This window comes from Candidatus Binatia bacterium, assembly GCA_036382395.1.
Classification (GTDB): Bacteria; Desulfobacterota; Binatia; order HRBIN30; family HRBIN30; genus JAGDMS01.
In genome coordinates this window covers 1-17,992 of the sequence record DASVHW010000156.1, presented here as the reverse complement: position 1 = coordinate 17,992, position 17,992 = coordinate 1, and the positions used below count along the sequence as shown (strand labels likewise).

Genomic DNA, 17,992 nt, shown 5'->3' with positions numbered 1-17,992 from the left:
GGGAACGGACCCGTCGGAACGTTACTGTCGGCCAACGAGGTGCTTCTTGAGCGGCCGGGCGAGGCGCCAGAGGACACTGCCTCCGAGTGCGCCTGCGAGCGTGCCCATGAGGGCGGCGATGGCGAGTTGCGGAAAACCCGGAGTCGCCGGCGACGACACCCGAAAGATCGCGATGCCAACGAACGCCGCGACTGTCATGGTCGTCATCAGGCCGTCATTTGCACCCTTGGGTCGCCGGGCGTCGATGACGATCGCTCCGGCAAGCGCCAACACGCCGAGCACAATCAGTGCCCATTGCGGTACACTTTCGCCGTAGATGCGGATGATGACGCTGTCGCGGACGCCTGGCGACAGTTCGGTAAGTTGGAGCGTGAGATCGCGTGCTTCTGGATTATCGATCGTCTCATGAACCTGAGTCGTTTGATGCATAGTGGGAACGAGGGAAGAGCGGCGGCCCGCGCCAATTCGCTCAGTGCCCCAGGTTTGGCTGAAAGCCCCCTGGATGACGCGGTCCGTCGTGCCGTCATGCCCGAGGGCGATGCTGTAAGCCGCGGTGCGATTCGTGCGGCCTTCGGCCGGTAGAAAGCGGCCCTCCACGATCACACTGTATCGGCCGGATTGACCGTGCAACGGTACGGTGACGGGAGGACCGTTGTGGCTGAGTTCTGTGCTGAAAACCGGTGTTCCGGGGTTGACGGTCCGATAGAATGGATAGAGAGAGGCCGCGGCCCACAGAACAGCGAAACCCACGAGCATCGGCAGGATCGCGCTTTCAAGCTCGTGCGCCAGGAAACTGCGTAGACCGAAAAAGAGCACGGTGGCCAAGACTGCAATCCCGACCGCGGTCACGGCAAAGGCGTCGTCTACCAAGCCCACATTGTAGATTACGAAGACGACAAAGCTCAGGGCTATCGTTACGGTGGGGAGCACCCACGTCCGGAGGGCATCGAGCACTACCAGACGCGTGAGCGGGGCCGTGTGTTTCGCTTTGTGTACAGTCCGTCCCTGCGGGCGTAATTTGGTTGCCTGACTCTTCATTCGAAAGCCTTCAGTTTACTTACCTGCCCAGCATCGTTCCTGGCGCAGCAATGGCTGCCGGACGGTGCTCCAAGTTGATCCACAAGCCGGCGGATGCTACCACCGAGCGGTTCGTATTTCCACTGCGCTGCGAGCTGTGCGGATGAAGCGGCTTCTCCTTGTACTCCTGCTCCTGGGGCTGTGCGCGGCTGTGGGTGCGTGGAGCGCATGGCCATCGCTGACGGACTTGACGCGGCAGCAGCTCGAGAGAATCCTTGCCGAGGTGTTCGACCGGCCCACCCGGATCGACGATCTGGCCATATCCGTATGGCCACCGCAGGTTCACGTGGGCGCTGTCGTCGTTGGGACGGAACCGACGGTCCTCGGTCGGGTCCGGAGCATCGACGCTCGCCTCTGGGCACTCGAGAGCCTCAAGGAAGGACGGCCGGTGCTGTCGGGGCAAATCGGATCAGTGGAGCTCGATCTCAGGCAGCTGCCGCCACGCAAGACCGGAACCCATGAGCAGCAAGGAAAGCCCGGACGCGTTCCTTTGCTGCGCGTGAAACAGGTTGAACTTGGCCAAGGGCAGGTTCTGTTCCGCTTTCTGGACGCGGATGCGGCACTCACCGTGGCGCAGGTGAGAGGACAGTGCGCCGGCAGTTGGCTCACCCAGCAACTCACGGCGACCCTCGATGTGGCCGGGATACAAATCGAGCGCCGCGCGGTCAAGCTCAACCTGGCGCAAGCACATGTCGAAGGTGGCGCGAGCGCTCAGGGCCTGTTCCTCACGACCGGTAGCGTCACGGGAGATGGGATCGGTATCGCCGTGAGTCCGGCTGCGCACGCAGGTGAGTACAACCTCTCGGCAACGGTGGACCTGGGAGGTATCAGCGGGTTGGTGGATCAATCGATACAAGGTGAGGCCGAGATTGATGGGAGGGTGATGGGGAATCTATCGGACCCGGACCTGGACGTTCAGCTCAATATTCGCAACCTGGCAATCGACCAACACGGCCTTGGCGACGTGAAGACGCAAGTCGTCCGCCAGGCCCAGCTGTTGCGTGTGGCCGCCCTCGACTTGATCGGTCCCATGGGCCGCGTGACCGCTGCGGCGGACCTGACGACCACGGAGAAGTTGCCGATCGAAGGCACCGTGAATCTTGGAGCAGTCAACCTCGACGCTGTATTGGCGACCTTTGGGCAGCATGTCGAAATCGGCGATGACGTCAGTGGCACGGTGGCCGTGTTCGGCACGCTCGATCCTCTCGACCTCAACATCAAAGCGACGGGCGAAGTGCTGGCCGGCGCATCGGAGCCGTCGGCGGCGTCGCGCACGGGTCCCGAAACGGTCGGACCAGCAGCGGGTTCCGCCAGCAGTGTATTGACGGCGATGGTGAAGGGTCCGGAGAGCGCACGGGCGGGCCGCGACAGGGCCACCATCGGACTCGATGCTCACGTCGAGGGTGACGGGGGGACGGTGCAACTGGAGGTGGAACAATCGGAAAAGAACCACCTGACAGCAATGCTTGCATGGAAGGACACACAGATTGCAGGGCCGGTCCAGCTGCAGGTGCGTGACCTGCGGGCACTGAGCGCCCTCTTGCCTAAGCCGGTGCGTGACCTGGGTTTGACCGGTCAATCGGAAGGTACAGCAACCCTTTCGGGTTCCCTAATAGAGCCCAAGCTCCAGGCAAGCATCATGGGGAAGGACCTGACGGTAATGGGTGTTGCCGTGCCGCGGCTTGTCGGTGACGTCAGTATCGAGCCTTCCACACTGAAGACGTCAAGCGTGAGGATCGACACGGCGGGAGGTGGCGCCGAGCTGACCGGCACGATCGCGCTCGGCCAGAGGGCAGAGAACGACTGGCGACTGCAGATCCGGAATCTGGAGACCGATCTCGTGACTGGAATCGTGCAGACCCTCATCAGGGCCACTCTTCCCGTGAGTGGTGGAAAGCTCAACGGTGCCGTACGTGCACGAGGCACGTGGAGGCGGGCGGCATTGGAAGCCAAGGTTACGGCACAAGGGGTCTATCTTGCTCAGGAGCCGGTCGAGCAGATCGATATCAAGGCGACGACAGAGCTGCCCCGCTGGGCGGTGCAGGCAAGCTTACTGCATACACCGACTGAAACATTGACGGTCGACGGTTCCGGCAGCGATACGGCAGGCCTGCAAGTGGCCATTAATTCGACGCCGTTCCAGCTTGCGAACCTGCGTGGCGCGGGCCGGCGTGACCTTACCGGAACAGTTGCGGTTCACGCGGAGATCTCCGGGAAACCGCTTGAGCTCAGCGGGTCGCTGCGTGTGATCGCTTCGCATGTCGGTGTCGGCGGTCGTCAGCTGGGTGACATGGCCGTCCAAGCCGCTGGACGGCAGGGCGAGTGGACCTTGACCGGGGCTGCGTTGGAGAACGCAGTCGTCATCGAGGCGACCCTGCGAACGGCGAACGGATACCCCTACACCCTGGGCGCGCATCTGCGTTCCCTGGAGTTTGGCCGGCTGCTTTCTAATGATCAATCACTGACGGCGGTCGCCACTGGCGATATCGATCTCAAGGGCTCCATGAAGGACTGGGCAACGCCGAATGGCACGGTGCGTATTACGCAGCTCGAGATCAGGCGTGATCAATACGAGGTCGCAGCGCGGCAACCCATTCGCATCGACGTCACCGAGGGGCGCTTCCTCATCCGCTCGATGGTCTTGGCGGCACCCAGCAGCCAGCTGAGCATCAGTGGCGAGATCGGGCTGTCAGGACAGGTGGATGTGCAGGCACAGGGCGAAGGGAATCTGGTATTGCTCGAACTGATGGGCCGTCCCTTCAATTCTGCTCGCGGACTGTTCACGGTTTCGATGCAGGTCCGCCGCCAGCCGACCAGCGGCTGGAACCTGGGCGGGCAGGCGCAAGTCCGTGACACAGCCTTGGATCTGGGCCTGCCGGTTGCGTTCACCGACGTCAACGGCGACTTTACGCTCGCGGGCAGCAGCGTCCGGATCGTGAATCTCGATGGAAGAGCAGGTGGGGGGCAGTTCCATGTCGGTGGCACGCTGAGCCTAGATGAGGGACCCAACGTTTCCTGGGAAATCCAGGAGGTGGCGCTGAGCACCAGTCAGGGCCTGGAAGCGCAGGTGTCGGGAGTGGGCCAGATCCAGGGCACATGGCGGGAGATTGCAGTAGGCGGCAATGTCGAGGTGCTGAGCGCATTGTACGACCGGAACATCGAGCTAACGGACTTCCTTCCGTTCTTCAGAGAGCAAATCACCCCCGCACCACGGACGAAGCCACCGAGCCCAAGAGTGCACCTCAACGTTCGGATCCATGCTCCTGGCGGTGTGCACATCGACAACAACGTCGCCGAGGTGGAACTCGGCGCCGACTTGCGTCTCGCTGGGACGATCGACGAGGCGCAACTGACCGGCACGATCGAGTTCTTGACCGGCCAAGTCAAGTTCAAGCAGCGGACGTTCAATATTACCGGTGGGTCGATCGACTTTCGCGACCGGAGCCGCATCAATCCGATCTTGAACATCTCCGCGGAATCGCAGATTTCGACGGCGGAAGCGGATTACACGGTGAGCGTGTCAGTTGCAGGCACAGCCGAAAACCCACGAGTCCAGTTCAGTGCTGACGATCCGACGCTATCGGAGACCGATATCATCAGCCTGATCACCTTTGGTCAAACCGCCGCACAGCTGCAGCGTCAGGGTGGAGGCATAAGCGCGATCGACGCGGTCGCCTTGCTGCCGACTGGTACGGTTACGGGACCGGTCGCAAAGCTCATCGGCGTGAACCGCCTAGAGATCGAGACGGTACAATCGCCCATTGCTGGCTCGGCTGGGTCGATCGAGCCGCGGGTGACCATCGGTAAGGACCTTACGGAAAGGCTCCGGGCAGCGGTGTCAACGACCCTCGGTATCGGGACGGAACGGATGGTCCAACTCGAGTACCGCCTGACACGGCAAATTTCACTGCTGGGGTCGTGGGAGGGACAAACGTCCCAGCAGTCGGGCGCCTTCGGGGGCGATATCAAGTTCCGCTACGAATTTCGCAAGCTGCCGTTTTCGTTATTGTCCGGCGGCTTGGAGACGACGGCTGGCGGCGATGCGCAGTAACGGCGGCGGCATGCTGCTGCGCTTCGTGCTGCTCGCGGCGATCCTGGCCCGAGCCCCCGGGCGAGCGCAGGAGCACGCCACGGAGCAGCTGGGTCAACCCATAGTCGCCGTCGAGTTTGAGTGCGCCGCTCCGATCGATGTTCCCGGCCTCGCTCAGTTGATGCCGATGAAGACGGGAGATCCGCTGCGCTCCGAAGATCTCAAGGAAGCCAAGTGGCGGTTGGAGCAGAATCACTTGTTTACTAAGGTCGCGATCGATCCGCAAGCACGAGGGAATGGCGTCGCCGTAGTGATTCATCTGGCGCGTAAACCCATAGTTAATCGGATTCACTTTGAAGGGAACGACGCGATCAGCGACAGGGAGTTGCACCGGGTCGTGCGCCTGCGTGAGAGCATGGCGCTGACGGGCAAGCTGCGCAACTACTCGGTCGACCGCATCCGCAAACGATACGCCGCGGAAGGATTCGATGCGGCGCGCGTGGAGGCGGAGGTGCGGACACGCTCTCCGGGCGAGGTGGACGTCATCTTCCATATCGATGAGGGCAAGCCTCTTCGTGTCGGCATTGTTGAAATCGAAGGACCGCTCCCGCTTGCGGAAAACGAGGTCCGCAAGGCGATCGGTATTGGCGTCGGTGACCGCTATGTGCGCGACCGGCAACGCACGGCGGAAAAGGCGGTTGTGCGGCTGTTGCGGAACAGGGGCTATGATGAAGTCGAGGTGAAGAGCAAATGGGAGCGCGAACCAGGCGAGGTTGGGAGGTTGCACTTTCGCGTCGATCCCGGGCCGTTATTCCGAATCGAGTTTGCCGGCAACCACCAGTTCAGCGACCATAAGCTGCTTGATCTCATCGAGTTGGCAAAACGGCCGATCGTGACGGATGGCACGTGGCGGGAGCTTGCTCGCCGCGCCCAGCGTGCCTATCAGGAAAAGGGCTACTACTTCGCAAAGGTCGACCTCAGAATCGACACGGGGCCGCCGAAGAGCGTCCGCTTCACGATCGACGAAGGGCGGAGGTTTCACGTCGCGCGTGTCGACTTCGAAGGTGACCACGGCGTGGCCACGGGAGAGTTGGGTGCGATCATGGCGACGCGGCCTCCAAGTTGGATTCCCTGGCGTCGTGGTGTTCTGCTGGATGATGTTCTCGACGACGATCTGAAACGTCTGTGGTACTTGTACCGGCGGCATGGGTTCGAATCGGCTGAAATCGTCGACCAGCGAAGGCGCTTCGACCAAGAGAAGGGCGCGGTCTTCATCAGCATCGTCGTCGACGAAGGTCGGCAGACGATAGTCCGGCGTATTGAGCGCAACGACGTTGAGCCGATTGCCGATCGCCTGCCGAAACTAGCCCTCGAGGTCGGCCAGCCGCTTGATGCGGAGAAGTTGGACAGCGACCGACGGGCGCTGCTGGCGGCGCTGGCAACGGCTGGCTACACGGAGGCCAAAGTGGAGACGCGTGTGGAAAAGGAGGTGGCTGGGGAGACCCAGGCCGCGACCGTGTACTTCGAGGCTACACCGATGGAGCAGCAGCGCGTAGGGACGGTCATCGTTCAGAACAACTTTGACACGCGCGCTGCCGTCATTGTGCGCGAACTGCCGTTTCAAGAGGGCAATCCGCTCAATCCGGAGGCGCTGCTGCAGGGGCAGACGAACGTCTACAAGCTGGGAATCTTCCGTAGCGTCACGGTGCGGCCGTTGCACGTGAAATCAGAGCCTGAGCCGGCGACGCCCTCCGAGATGCCGGCTGTGGCTGAGCACCGTGCCGCAGCCAAGAAGAATTGCCAAGATGTGACAGTCAGCGTTGCCGAAAAGCCACCAGGGAGTCTGCAGTGGGGCGCGGGCTACAACACCCGCGACGGCTTCCGCGGGTTCGGCGAGGTGAGCCAGGACAACCTGCAGGGTTTGGCGCGTCGGATCAGCTTGCGTGGGGACTTCAACTTGCAACCCGGCGATCTCACGCCCAATGAGTACCTGGGCAATCTCGGCTTTCGGGAGCGGCAGCTGATTGGGACGAAATGGACCTTTCGCTCCAACCTGATTGGGCAGCGCTCGACGCGCAGTGTGGACCAATTCAGCTTGGAGCGGTTTGCGCTAATCTCGGCCTTGGAACGGACTGTGCTGCCCGGTCTGCAGGTGGGTGTGGAGACACAGATCGAGCAGGCTCAGGTGTTCAACCTGGCACCTGATGTCGTCCACTTCAATGGGCGTGATCAAGGACGGCTGCGGACCATGGGTGTCGGTCCGTTTGCGATCTACGACGGGCGCGACGATCCGTTCGTGCCGCGCCGTGGTGTTTTCGATTCGTTGCGCGTGCGAGTCGCACCAAGGCAGTTCGGCACCGACATCCCGTTGGTCAAGGTGTCGGCACAGCATGCCCAGTACGTTCCATTGGGCGACGAAATGACATTCGTGTACGTTGCCCGCACCGGCTGGGCGCGCGCGTACGACGACGGCGACACGGTGCCGATTCGCGAACGCTTCTTTTTGGGCGGCAGAACGACGGTGCGCGGCTTCAGCGAGAATCAGATTGGCCCCAAGGGGAACGCCTTCACCGACGCCAAGGGGACCTTTGTGCCGGGCGGTGATCCGCTCGGTGGCAGCCTGGCGTTGAACTTGAATACGGAACTGCGGTTTCCGCTCCTGTACGGGTTCGGGGGCGTGGTGTTCGCGGACGGCGGTGGCGTGTACCTGGAAAACCGAACCGGAGCGACGGCAAGTTGCAGCGGCTGCGGGTCCATCAGCATCCACGACTTTCGGCGCTCCAGTGGACTCGGGCTGCGCTACATCACGCCCGTGGGACCGATCAGTCTGGATTACGGATTCAAGCTCGACCGCCGTGCCGACGAATCCGTCGGTGAGGTGCACTTCAGCGTCGGCACCACCTTCTGATTGCGGCTTTGGGCCGTCAACCGTGTGAAGACGCCTTTAGGCCGCCCAGTGGACCTTCGATACGAATCTTGCTGACACGGCGGCCGTCGAGCACAACGACGGTCATCTTATAGCCCGACGTGCTGATTGCTTCGCCCCCTTTTGGGATACGCTTGAGCTGCGCCAATACGAAACCAGCGACTGTCCTGTAGTTGGGGGTCTCCTCGAAGGGGGTTCCGTATCGTTCTTTGAGTGCATCGAGTGGGAAGGAGCCATCAACGAGCAGCGAACCATCGGACAGTTCCTGCACCGGTTGTTCCTCATCAATGTCGAACTCGTCGCGAATCTCGCCGACGATTTCCTCGAGGAGGTCTTCGATGGTGACCAGCCCGATGACGGTGCCGAACTCATTGACGACCACTGCCATATGCGTCCGCCGGCTCTGTAGCTCGCGCAGCAAATCACTGATCTGCATCGAATCGGGCACGAAAAACGCCGGATGGATGACGCCGGCCAGCGTTGCTGGTTGTGGCTTCTCGACCTCGCGCAGGAGATCCTTAATGTGGACGATGCCGATGACATGGTCGAGGTCCCCTTGGAAAACGGGCATGCGCGAGAACCCAGTGTCGACGAGTTGCTTGAGAATATTCGGCAACGAGACGGACGCCTCTACCGCATGCACTTCGGATCGCGGCACCATGACTTCACGCACGGAGGTGTCGGTGAACTCGAAGACGCTGTGGATGAGCTGCCGTTCCGCTTCGTCGAAGATGCCATGCTGCGCCCCTTCGTGCACCATCTGCTTGACTTCCGCTTCAGAGATAAAGGCTTCCTGGCCCGTGACGTGGTGACCGAACAACCAGAGAACAGCGTCGGTCGAGAGCGTGAGCGTCTTCACCAGCGGGGCTACCAAAATCGATACGCGCTGAATCGGTCGGGCGGAGAAGTGCGCCAGTCGCTCGCTGTGCCGCAGCGCCAGCGATTTGGGCACCAACTCGCCGAGGACGAGGGTGAAGTACGAGATCACGATCACGGTTACGGCAAGCGCGAGTGCTTCAACCCATTGGCTGAAGACCGCCGGCAGGGTGTTGCGCAGCAAGGGTTCGAGGTAGCGTACCGCTGCCGCACCACCGATGACCGACGCCATCGAGCCGACGACCGTGATACCGATTTGCGCCGTCGCGAGAAACCGCCCTGGTTCGTTCTTGAGGGCGGCGATCGTGCTGGCCACCGGTTCACCTTCGCTGATGAGCTGTGCCAAGCGGCTCTTGCGCACGGCGATGATCGAGATTTCCGCAGCAGAGAAGAACCCGTTGGCGAGAATCAGTGCAACAATCGCTGCGATATCGAGCCAACCGGTATCGACGTACATGCTTTTCGGTCCTCCGTCACGATAAGCATAGCCCTGAGCGTGGCAGGGAACCAGGCGTTGCGGCATCACGCCGCTTCCGCAGGCCCACGGCTATTGCGCCGTGTTCACATCAGGCGGTGTCCCACGCAGAACATGCCGCTCGAAAAATTTCGCAAAGTTTCTCCCGCTCGCCTGGTTTACCGAATGCAGGAAGCGAGCGGTGTTGACCTCTCCGCCCTCCTGCGCCAGCTGGGTTACGGCATCGTCCAAGCGCCTCTTGCCGGCGGTTGCCCGTTGGATGCGCTGGTCAAGCACATGCATCACCAGCGGGGCACTGTTGTTGGTGGCGGCGTTGTCTTGCTGCTGGGTGAGGTCGACGTTCCACAGGCCGAAGCGCTCGAAATAGCCGAGTGCCCGCGCGTACGCCGCCGCGTCGATCAATCCGGCGCGACGTTGCAGTTCGAGCGAGTAGAACTCCGCCAGCCCTTCCTCGATCCAGTCGGCATCAGCCGCGGGCTTGTACGGCTGTAAGACGTGAAACAACTCGTGCAGGTAAGGCGATGTCTTGTCGGGCGTACGCAGTGGACGGCCGGCATGCATGAAGAGCGAATGCTCCCCGCTGATGCCGCCGTGCCACATGGGATCGGGGGCGCTCACCACCAGCAGGGACTCGGGCCGGGCGAGAAGGAGTTTCTTCAGCGCGGGCAGAGTCCGATCCAGGAAGTGAAACAGGGCCGTCGGAGACAGGGCCGAGCCGGGCACCCGCACCAACTCGATCATCACCTGTGCGATCTCCTGGCGATCCAAGTCGAACTTGCCTAGCGCAAACCAGCCGCGCGGCCGATCAAGAATCTTCCCTGGCTCGCTCAAGTGGTAGGTGTCGGGACCCAAAGCGGGCAGAGGTGCCGCGCTCCGCCAGCCACGCGGCAGGCGGAAAATCAGGCGCGCGCGCGACTTGGGAGTGCCTTTGGTGTCGGGATGGCAATCGATGCCAATTCGAGGAAACAGATCACGTGCTCGGGTGACGATCCAGTCGTGACCTGCGTAACTGTCGTAGCGCTGGTGCTGACCCCGAATGTGGTCGATCTTGACCCGGTAGCTGAGGTGAGCATACGGTCCCCCAGGCTCCCATAGCAGGCCGCCTTCGACCGGCTGCAACTTACCGGTGCCCTGGAAGGTGTCGAACCGTGCGGACGGGAAACGAAGTCGCAGTTGAGCGATCTCCTCGATGCCGGTCAGTTCCCACCGGACCCGCGCGATGTGTGGGTTGGTCGCAGAGACGGTAACGATGTAGTCGATGGAGAAGGTCTCTTTGGCTCCGGCCCCGCGGGGAGCCAGTGTCAGCAAGAGGCAGGTGGAAAGCGTCGCCGCGCAAACGGATGCGAGGCGTGGATTGTGATTCACCGGCGCGGGCTCGACGGGCTTCTGCCAGCCCCTAGCCGCCTGTTCGCGCGTTTTCACCGGTGGCCTGAGTCGTTCCTGCCCCCGCTTCCAGTAAGCGAGCGAAATATGCGTACGCTTGTTCGCTCTCCCAATCCTCGGGCCCGATGGTGTGTTGGATAACCCGACCTTCCCGATCGATGACAAATGTTTCAGGGTAACCCGTCACGCCGTAACGGCCAGGAACGACGCCGTCTGGGTCCATGAGGACGGGAAACGTGAGGCCGACCTGATTGACGAAACTTTGAACCACGGCCTTCCCATCCTCGTCTTCACTCACCGCGAGCATAACAAAGTCTTTGTCTCTCAGCCGCCGATAGAGGTGCTCCATCGAAGGCATTTCCATCCTGCAGGGAGGACACCATGTCGCCCAGACATTCAGGAACACGATTTTCCCTCGGAAGTCAGCGAGATGATAAGGGTGCCCTTGAAGGTCCTTCAAGGTGAAGTCCGGCGCTGGAAATCCCGCCCGTCCGCTAGCCTGTAACTGCTGGAAGTAGAACGCGGCTCCCAGGGCAATCAGAAGAAAGCCCACCGGTAGGCCCCAGCGCTTCATTGCTTCGACGGACTGAATGAAGGGGCGGCATGAACCGACAGGCCGCGTGTCGCCACGAGCCGCCAGGCGCCAATCGCCATGAGCGCCAGGCTGATGGCTTGTGCTTCGGTGAGGCCAAACACGATGCGGGGATTGATGCGGACGAACTCAACCATGAAGCGCGCAGCGGATGCAAGAACGAGGTACCACCAAAAAAGAGCGCCATCTGTATGCTGGCGTGTCCGAATAGACCAGAGGAAGAGGAAGATCAGCACGTATGCGAGCAACTCGTACAGCGGGGTCGGGTGCACGCGCACGCCGGGCGGATAATGCCAACCGACAATTGCGTTCGGGTAGGCCATGCCCCAAGGGAGCACCGTTTCCCGACCCCAGTCGCCGTCGCCGGCAAGCTGGCATCCGATGCGACCGATGCCGTGGGCCAACGCCAGTCCAGGGGCGATGCAGTCGACCGTCATCAGCCAGGGAAGCCGGAGACGCCGCATGCTCCAGCTGACGGCCACCACTCCACCTAAAAAGCCTCCGTACCACACGAAGCCGGCACCACTGAAAATGGTGTGAATTGGATCCTCAAGGAACCCGCGCCAGTCGCCGAGAATGGCCAAAGTGCGGGCGCCCACCAAGCCGCCAATTGCGGCCCAGAAGACCAGGGTCGACGCCGAATCGCCATCAAAACCCTTCCGAGTGAGCTCCCTGCCTGTCAAATGGGCAGCGGTCAGGAAGGCAATAGCCATCATCAGGCCGTAGCCATAGATAGTCAGCGGTCCGATCCGGAACAAGACTGGATACATGCGCTATAAATGATAGCGGACGCCCCAATTGCAATCTAGTGCAGATCTCGCTTAGCGAAATTGTATGAACGCTGCCCGGGGCCGATCCGGGGTCTGTCGGCAAGTCGACGGACTGGCGCCCGTGTTGACGGCAGCGTGTAACATCTTAATAACACGAGGGAAATGGTGCGTTAAGCATGACGCTCTGAGCTGAGGATTGTCACGTTGACTTTCATCAGTGCGCTCACTATATGTCATCACACGGTAGTTTCCGGGGTATCTCCATGCGTATGATTTTGCCGCCGCTGAAAGAACGGCGTGTAATTCAAAAGTACCTGACTGCCTTTTTCCGGGATCACCGGTCACCTGATTTCAATCGGGCGATAAGCGGCTTGTGTCGTTTCTACCATCTCAAACGTCCAACCATTGAATGGTTCGAGTATCTCGATTGGGGACGGACAGTCGGCAAAACGTACGAGGACGGCAAAATCCATCTGCTGCATCCAGAGAACTGGAAGAATGGTCGGAAATACAATTCCGAACGGCAGTGGGTAAACGCCGTCTACCACGAGATGGGCCATTATGTTTTTTGGACCGACGCCGAACGCAAGGCTGATAGCTTTGCCCTGCGTATGGTCAAGGGCTTGAATAACGGCAACCATCGCCATAATGGGGGCGGGCGGCGCTGAGCTTGGAATGGCGAAGAAAACCACCGAGGACAAAACGGCCCAGAAGCCAACGGTCACCAATCGTTGGTGGGTGGATCTCGGCGGCAACGAAAAAGGGCGAGTGAAGCGCCCCGCAGGTCCGGCCGGCAGCCAGTTCTTTCAGGTGGCCCGCGACTTCGAGCAAGAGAAGGCGAAAGATCGTCTCACCGACCACAACCTGAAGCTGCTGGTGGCTGCTGACCCACCCGAGGGAGGCTGGGGGTATGTTCGCCTCGCCGAAACCGCGTACCCGGAGCGTGAATTGGATCGAGTGAAGAGATTGGTTGCACTGCCGCCATACGCGCGAGGCGTGATCGTCGATTGCGGCCGGTCGCTGCGGATCCTGGTGACGGGGATGCCCCTGGGCGAACGGCTGCTTGAGTTGAGCCTTGGCGAAGCCCCCTCCTTCGATTGCTGGGTGCGCGGCGAATGGGTGCGTGAGGCGCTTTTCGACGATGCGGACAAGGCGCTCCGAGCGCTACAGCGTTTCATGCGCGAGTACCTGTCACCGGAGGGCGTTGCCCACGCCGAAGCCATCGCTGCCCGGGCATAGAGTCTGAACGCCAACTGGCGTTTCCGGTTTTGCCGCCGCCCGCTCAGGGATCGAACCGCCGGTGTACCAGACGGCGGGTCGACGCGGTCGGTTCAAAGTCGAACTGCCGGCACCGACGGACCCCAAAATAGTAACAGCACAGGTCGTTGTCCATGTCGTTGTTGAACGTGCGCTTTTGCCCGTCCTCGAAGAGGATGCGGACCAAACAAGTTCCTCCGGGCACCGACGAGGTCATTTCCTCCACAACGACCCCCTCGCCCCACTCTTCGTAGTTACGGTGAATCACCTTGTCGCCGAGCCTAATATAGATCCGCTTGTCCGTCATCGAGCCGCTAAGGCTTGGCCGATTATTAACACAATCACACGGTGACTGGGAGAGGAATTGTGCACGGTTTGCGCGCCGCGGTCGTGACCGTGGCATCGCCAGGGCTCATCCCAACCCAGAGTTACCGGCGTGACGATGCATTACGCGTAGCCGGGTATTCTTGACTCTTTGTTGGGGCGTTCCTATGCTTCGGTGCGGAGTAGCCGAGCCCCGGGGGGGCCGGCCGGCTTGAAGGTGCAGAGAAAGATGGCCCCGGCACAAGGGGACGTAAAAGCGCAGTGGCTCAGCGATGCGGTGGCCGGTGTGATCCTTGCCGGTGGCAAGAACAGCCGCATGGGTGGGGCAGACAAGGCGTTTCTGACGGTGAACGGCCAAACGGTATTTCAGCGCACGCTCGGACTTTTCCAGCGCTGCTTTCCGCAAGTTGTGGTCGTCAGCAATCGGCCGGAAAAGTACGCCCAGTTTGACGTGGAGGTGACACGGGATGAATTCCTCGGGCACGGCCCTCTCGCCGGGATCCACGCGGGCCTGCGTCTGGTTCGATACCCGTATGCCTTCGTGGTTGCGTGCGACATGCCATTCTTGCGCGTGGAACCCATTGGGTTCTTGATCAACTGTGTCGAGGGGCAAGACGCGGTCGTTCCCTGGTGGGACGGGGACATCGAACCGTTGCATGCGGTGTACGCTACCGCCTTACGCGACCGGATGGGAGAGGCCCTGCGTGGGGGGGCGCGCGCCATCAGGGAGTTCTTGCCGATGATCCAGGTCGACTACATCCTCGAGGCCGTCATGCGGAAAGTGCAGGGCGCGGATGAATCGTTCCGCAATGTCAACACGCCGGAGGAAGCGGCGCGGTTCGCCGTGCACGTCCACACCTGAAAACCCGCTACGCCAATATGGTTGCGGTGATTGACGCCGGCACCGTCCGACAGTACAGTGCAGTCCCTCACGATGAGCCTATCGCGAGCGTCGAGGTCACCCCGAAGCCGGGCCTGGGACCAAGACGGAACCCTTGAAGAGCCCAAACACCACCTACTCTCCAGCTGTCACCATGGGAAACGACCTTGTCCTTGAAACTTTCCGTGTGTGGACGCAGGGTTGTGATGCTCTGCGGGCGCGCATCAAGGTGTTCGAGAACGTCCGTGATATTCCCTATTGCTATCCGGCGAGTCGAGATCCTGCCGAGGTGCTCAAGCAGCGCCGGGGTTCGTGCTCGGGCAAGCATTACTTGCTTGGTGAGCTGTTTCGAATGCTGGGGCTGCGCGTACGCCACATGATCTGTACCCACCGCTTTAACGAGTCGCCTCTGGTCTTCCCTCCGCCGATGCAAGAAATGCTGCGCAAGAACGAGATCGTGGATCTGCATGATTACCTGCAGATCGCTGTCGAGGACACCTGGGTCGACATTGACGCGACCTGGGAGCGTGGCCTGCGCGAGTTCGGTTTTCCGGGAAATGATGAGTGGGATGGAAAGGGCGCCATGCTGCTGAGCGTAGTGGCGGACGATTTCGCCGAGGCCGAGCGCGATCCGGAACGCTTGAAGGAGGAACTGCTTTCGAAGCTGACTCCCCGCCAACGCGCTTTGCGTAAGCAGTTCCTCGAAGCGTTGAGTCAGTGGGTGCAAGAACTGACGGCGGAAATACAGCGCGACCCCGAGAAGGCATGAAGGTTGACGAACTCGTGGACGTGGTGGATGAGAATGACCACGTCGTCACCCAGGCAACGCGGCGTGAAGTGCGGGTCCGCAACCTACGCCACCGTGCTGTGTACATCCTGGTTTTCAACGCCGCCGGGCAGCTCTTTGTGCACCGCCGGACGCTCAGCAAGGACATCTTTCCCGGTTTCTGGGACGTGGCCATCGGTGGAGTCGTGGCGGCCGGTGAGGACTACGATGCCGGCGCGCGCCGCGAACTGCTCGAGGAGTTGGGCGTCAGCGAGGTGCGGCTGAGGCGGTTGTTCCCCGTGCGTTACGAAAACGGAACAAATCGCGTGGCCGGGATGGTCTACAGCTGTACGTCTGAGGGTCCGTTCGTTCTGCAAGCTTCGGAGATCGCCAGCGGTGATTGGATGGACTTCGACGCCGTGCTTGAGCAGACGCAACGATTTCGCTTCTGCCCGGATGGTCTTGAGGTGCTTCGGCGATACCTGGCAAAGCTCGAGGCGGTGCGTCAGCAAGCACAGCCGCGGTGAGTTACTTCTCTCGCTCCAAGGGCTTGCGCTTGGCATCCCGTCTGCCGCCGTGGTAGTGGCTCCAAAAACGCTTGGCTCGCTCGGGGTTGTAGCCCCGCATCGATTTCGCGCCAGCGCCGCCCCCCACTGCTCCGCCAGGTGATACGGGCGGAGCCCCACCTGCGCCGACGCCGCGGTCCCCCTTTGAGCTTCGCGACGATCCTGCCGGCATGGGGTGGCGGTACCCCGCATGCGCTGGCACCGCCCAGCACGGGATGAAAATGATGCTGAGCGTGATCGCGAAGAATGTAGTTCTGCGGGCAACACGCCGAGAGTAAGACCACAACACGGGGCAGATCTCCCTGGGTCACTTCGAAGTTTGATCGCGCTTGGCAACCAGGCGCGCGTTCTGCTCGCGAACCGTCTTGCGCAGGCCTTTCGCACTCTCGATGGTTACAACCGAGTCGTCAACCGCCACGACCCTGAAGCGGCCGGGCGTACTCATGACGACAACTTCGTCTCCAATTCGCATCATAGAACCCTCCGAGCGACGGTGGGATGCTATCTCGTGACGGCATCTGGCGCAAAGGCATCCGTCCAAGCGCGATTTCGTTGTCGGGCGCGCCACCGTGTGGTAGCGTCTGCCGGAATGCAACCCGACGTGCTAAACGGTGACCCACAGGCGGAAGCGGATCACGCCTTCATGCACCAGGCGCTGGCGGCTGCCAGGCAAGCAGCCGCGGCAGGTGAGGTTCCAGTCGGAGCGGTGTTGGTTCGAGGTGACAGGATTCTCGGCGTGGGCCACAACGCGCCGATCGCACTCAGCGACCCGACAGCGCATGCCGAGGTGCTGGCATTGCGCGCGGCGGCGCGTGACGAAGCGAACTATCGGCTTCCGGGCACGACGCTGTATGTGACGGCCGAACCGTGTGCGATGTGCGTTGGTGCACTCACTCAGGCGCGAGTGGATCGGCTCGTGTTCGGATGTGCCGACCCGAAGGCTGGGGCGTTGGGTTCGGTGTATGACTTGAGTCTGCGGCAAACTAATCACCACTTCATAATCGCCAGTGGCGTCTGTGCTGCGGAGGCAAGAGCGTTGTTGCAGAACTTTTTTCGCGTGCGGAGAGGTGCGTGAGCCCGGTTGAAACGGCACGACTCGAAATCGTGTGACCCCTTGCGGGTCCGGGGGTTCGAATCCCTCCCTCTCCGCCATCATTGCCTGAGTTCAGGGCCCGTGGTCTGAGCGAATTGTGGCCTGGCTCAAGAGGCTTTTCGAGCGTACACCCGGCCCGGAATGCGCACGTTGTGACGGGCTCGGGGAATCGCCTTCCGCGCTGAAACGTTCTCACTCTTCATCTGCCGCAGCGTTTTGCGGACGGCTCCAGGGTCCAAGCCGAGCATTTCGCAAACCACGGTGAATGAGAACGGTGAGTGGCGGAGATGTGAATAGATCCAAAACTCGGCTTCGTTGGCGAGAAGCCGCGAGTGGCTAAGGAAGCTACGGATACCATCTTCCAACACGGCCAGCATGAGGGCCTTCGTGCCGGTCAACTGGCCGGCTCGCGATTCACCTCCGGTGACCGGCTGCAGTCGCGACAGATGGAGATCGTCATCTTCGGCGAAGATCTGAGCTGCTGCTAACGCGTGCCTGGGTGCCATATACTTTGACCGCCGATCCCCCACGGTATGTGGGAAGCCTCATTCAACATGTAGGGGAACGTAGCAAGCGCTATGCCGGAGGTGAATCGAAGCGGCCGCCGGTAACGATCCGTTGTCAGTCGTTGCAAAACCGCAAGGTCTTGCGCGGCTGCCAGACTAATAGGCCCAAGAGGTTACGTGTTCCACGGCATTTCGTGCACCATTACGCAAGCCAGATGCCACTCCCCACAAGAGGGCGGCTGTCAAACTCCGGAGCCCATCCCAAGTGCCTGCAACTCCTTGCGTGCATGTTCGTGGTGCGTTGCGGGCCAGTAGATCCGGTGGCAGCGGGGACAGCGCACGAAGTGCGTCTGGGTGCTAAAGACGTACGGTGGCACACGATCAGCGATCTCTTCCTTTTGGACGGCGACGAGGGACTCGTTACAACGGGCACAGCGCGTGAAAGCCTCGGCGAAGGGGTCGATGCCGAAG

General features: G+C 61.3%; 17 protein-coding genes and 1 tRNA gene. 10 read left to right on the top strand and 8 right to left on the bottom strand.

Features of this window, described 5'->3' with window-relative positions; genetic code table 11:
- Positions 1 to 21: 21 nt before the first annotated feature.
- Positions 22 to 1,038, bottom strand: coding sequence for a hypothetical protein (locus tag VF515_07390; protein HEX7407461.1), 1,017 nt, complete (start codon positions 1,036 to 1,038; stop codon positions 22 to 24).
- Positions 1,039 to 1,180: 142 nt separating this feature from the next.
- Here VF515_07390 and VF515_07385 point away from each other — a divergent pair, with 142 nt between their 5' ends.
- Together VF515_07385 and VF515_07380 are read left to right on the top strand one after the other, a co-directional pair.
- On the top strand, positions 1,181 to 5,128 hold the full coding sequence (locus VF515_07385) for a translocation/assembly module TamB domain-containing protein (GenBank protein HEX7407460.1): 3,948 nt from the start codon (positions 1,181 to 1,183) through the stop codon (positions 5,126 to 5,128).
- Complete coding sequence (locus VF515_07380) at positions 5,118 to 8,015, top strand: POTRA domain-containing protein (protein HEX7407459.1); 2,898 nt, start codon at positions 5,118 to 5,120, stop codon at positions 8,013 to 8,015. Before VF515_07385 ends, VF515_07380 begins: the two co-directional genes overlap by 11 nt.
- A gap of 16 nt (positions 8,016 to 8,031) precedes the next feature.
- Here the strand turns inward: VF515_07380 and VF515_07375 are convergent, their stop codons facing one another.
- The 4 genes from VF515_07375 to VF515_07360 all read right to left on the bottom strand — a co-directional run bounded on the left by VF515_07375 (position 8,032) and on the right by VF515_07360 (position 12,129).
- Positions 8,032 to 9,366 carry a hemolysin family protein gene (locus VF515_07375; protein HEX7407458.1) on the bottom strand — a complete coding sequence of 445 codons (1,335 nt, stop codon included), beginning with the start codon at positions 9,364 to 9,366 and terminating at the stop codon, positions 8,032 to 8,034.
- A 90-nt stretch (positions 9,367 to 9,456) separates the two neighbouring features.
- On the bottom strand, positions 9,457 to 10,806 hold the full coding sequence (locus VF515_07370) for a hypothetical protein (GenBank protein ID HEX7407457.1): 1,350 nt from the start codon (positions 10,804 to 10,806) through the stop codon (positions 9,457 to 9,459).
- On the bottom strand, positions 10,781 to 11,341 hold the full coding sequence (locus tag VF515_07365; GenBank protein HEX7407456.1) for a TlpA disulfide reductase family protein: 561 nt from the start codon (positions 11,339 to 11,341) through the stop codon (positions 10,781 to 10,783). The genes VF515_07370 and VF515_07365 overlap by 26 nt, the downstream gene beginning before the upstream one ends.
- Entirely contained in the window at positions 11,338 to 12,129 is a 792-nt protein-coding gene (locus VF515_07360; protein HEX7407455.1) for a prolipoprotein diacylglyceryl transferase, read from the bottom strand. The genes VF515_07365 and VF515_07360 overlap by 4 nt, the downstream gene beginning before the upstream one ends.
- Before the next feature lie 263 nt (positions 12,130 to 12,392).
- On the opposite strand from VF515_07360, the gene VF515_07355 reads away from it, so the two are divergent.
- Together VF515_07355 and VF515_07350 are read left to right on the top strand one after the other, a co-directional pair.
- Positions 12,393 to 12,797, top strand: a complete 405-nt coding sequence (locus VF515_07355; protein HEX7407454.1) for a hypothetical protein — start codon at positions 12,393 to 12,395, stop codon at positions 12,795 to 12,797.
- Positions 12,798 to 12,804: 7 nt separating this feature from the next.
- The gene (locus tag VF515_07350; GenBank protein ID HEX7407453.1) at positions 12,805 to 13,368 is read left to right on the top strand and encodes a hypothetical protein; all 564 of its coding nucleotides are present in this window, start codon (positions 12,805 to 12,807) and stop codon (positions 13,366 to 13,368) included.
- A 43-nt stretch (positions 13,369 to 13,411) separates the two neighbouring features.
- Here the strand turns inward: VF515_07350 and VF515_07345 are convergent, their stop codons facing one another.
- Entirely contained in the window at positions 13,412 to 13,693 is a 282-nt protein-coding gene (locus VF515_07345; GenBank protein ID HEX7407452.1) for a DUF3553 domain-containing protein, read from the bottom strand.
- Between the two features lie 246 nt (positions 13,694 to 13,939).
- On the opposite strand from VF515_07345, the gene VF515_07340 reads away from it, so the two are divergent.
- The 3 genes from VF515_07340 (at position 13,940) to VF515_07330 (ending at position 15,883) form a co-directional block, all read left to right on the top strand.
- On the top strand, positions 13,940 to 14,572 hold the full coding sequence (locus VF515_07340) for a molybdenum cofactor guanylyltransferase (GenBank protein ID HEX7407451.1): 633 nt from the start codon (positions 13,940 to 13,942) through the stop codon (positions 14,570 to 14,572).
- Positions 14,573 to 14,744: 172 nt separating this feature from the next.
- A complete protein-coding gene (locus VF515_07335; protein ID HEX7407450.1) occupies positions 14,745 to 15,359 on the top strand; it encodes a transglutaminase domain-containing protein in 615 nt (204 codons plus the stop codon).
- Positions 15,356 to 15,883, top strand: a complete 528-nt coding sequence (locus tag VF515_07330) for an NUDIX domain-containing protein (protein ID HEX7407449.1) — start codon at positions 15,356 to 15,358, stop codon at positions 15,881 to 15,883. The genes VF515_07335 and VF515_07330 overlap by 4 nt, the downstream gene beginning before the upstream one ends.
- A gap of 346 nt (positions 15,884 to 16,229) precedes the next feature.
- On the opposite strand, the gene VF515_07325 is transcribed toward VF515_07330, so the two are convergent.
- A complete protein-coding gene (locus VF515_07325) occupies positions 16,230 to 16,397 on the bottom strand; it encodes a hypothetical protein (protein ID HEX7407448.1) in 168 nt (55 codons plus the stop codon).
- A 126-nt stretch (positions 16,398 to 16,523) separates the two neighbouring features.
- Between VF515_07325 and tadA the strand changes: the two genes are divergently transcribed.
- From tadA to VF515_07310, 3 genes are all read left to right on the top strand, one after another.
- Positions 16,524 to 16,997, top strand: a complete 474-nt coding sequence (gene tadA, locus VF515_07320; protein ID HEX7407447.1) for a tRNA adenosine(34) deaminase TadA — start codon at positions 16,524 to 16,526, stop codon at positions 16,995 to 16,997.
- Positions 16,984 to 17,074 (top strand) — tRNA-Ser (locus VF515_07315). Before tadA ends, VF515_07315 begins: the two co-directional genes overlap by 14 nt.
- Before the next feature lie 273 nt (positions 17,075 to 17,347).
- The gene (locus VF515_07310) at positions 17,348 to 17,503 is read left to right on the top strand and encodes a hypothetical protein (GenBank protein ID HEX7407446.1); all 156 of its coding nucleotides are present in this window, start codon (positions 17,348 to 17,350) and stop codon (positions 17,501 to 17,503) included.
- A 260-nt stretch (positions 17,504 to 17,763) separates the two neighbouring features.
- Here VF515_07310 and VF515_07305 read toward each other — a convergent pair.
- Positions 17,764 to 17,992 (bottom strand): Mut7-C RNAse domain-containing protein (locus VF515_07305; GenBank protein ID HEX7407445.1); only part of this gene is annotated, 229 nt, incomplete at its 5' end.

Excerpts from the sequence above, each read along its gene's own strand:
- VF515_07390 (HEX7407461.1), bottom strand. The coding sequence starts at position 1,038 with ATGAAGAGTCAGGCAACCAAATTACGCCCGCAGGGACGGACTGTACAC.
- VF515_07385 (HEX7407460.1), top strand. The coding sequence starts at position 1,181 with ATGAAGCGGCTTCTCCTTGTACTCCTGCTCCTGGGGCTGTGCGCGGCT.
- VF515_07380 (HEX7407459.1), top strand. The coding sequence starts at position 5,118 with ATGCGCAGTAACGGCGGCGGCATGCTGCTGCGCTTCGTGCTGCTCGCG.
- VF515_07375 (HEX7407458.1), bottom strand. The coding sequence starts at position 9,366 with ATGTACGTCGATACCGGTTGGCTCGATATCGCAGCGATTGTTGCACTG.
- VF515_07365 (HEX7407456.1), bottom strand. The coding sequence starts at position 11,341 with ATGAAGCGCTGGGGCCTACCGGTGGGCTTTCTTCTGATTGCCCTGGGA.
- VF515_07360 (HEX7407455.1), bottom strand. The coding sequence starts at position 12,129 with ATGTATCCAGTCTTGTTCCGGATCGGACCGCTGACTATCTATGGCTAC.
- VF515_07355 (HEX7407454.1), top strand. The coding sequence starts at position 12,393 with ATGCGTATGATTTTGCCGCCGCTGAAAGAACGGCGTGTAATTCAAAAG.
- VF515_07350 (HEX7407453.1), top strand. The coding sequence starts at position 12,805 with ATGGCGAAGAAAACCACCGAGGACAAAACGGCCCAGAAGCCAACGGTC.
- VF515_07345 (HEX7407452.1), bottom strand. The coding sequence starts at position 13,693 with ATGACGGACAAGCGGATCTATATTAGGCTCGGCGACAAGGTGATTCAC.
- VF515_07340 (HEX7407451.1), top strand. The coding sequence starts at position 13,940 with ATGGCCCCGGCACAAGGGGACGTAAAAGCGCAGTGGCTCAGCGATGCG.
- VF515_07335 (HEX7407450.1), top strand. The coding sequence starts at position 14,745 with ATGGGAAACGACCTTGTCCTTGAAACTTTCCGTGTGTGGACGCAGGGT.
- VF515_07330 (HEX7407449.1), top strand. The coding sequence starts at position 15,356 with ATGAAGGTTGACGAACTCGTGGACGTGGTGGATGAGAATGACCACGTC.
- VF515_07325 (HEX7407448.1), bottom strand. The coding sequence starts at position 16,397 with ATGATGCGAATTGGAGACGAAGTTGTCGTCATGAGTACGCCCGGCCGC.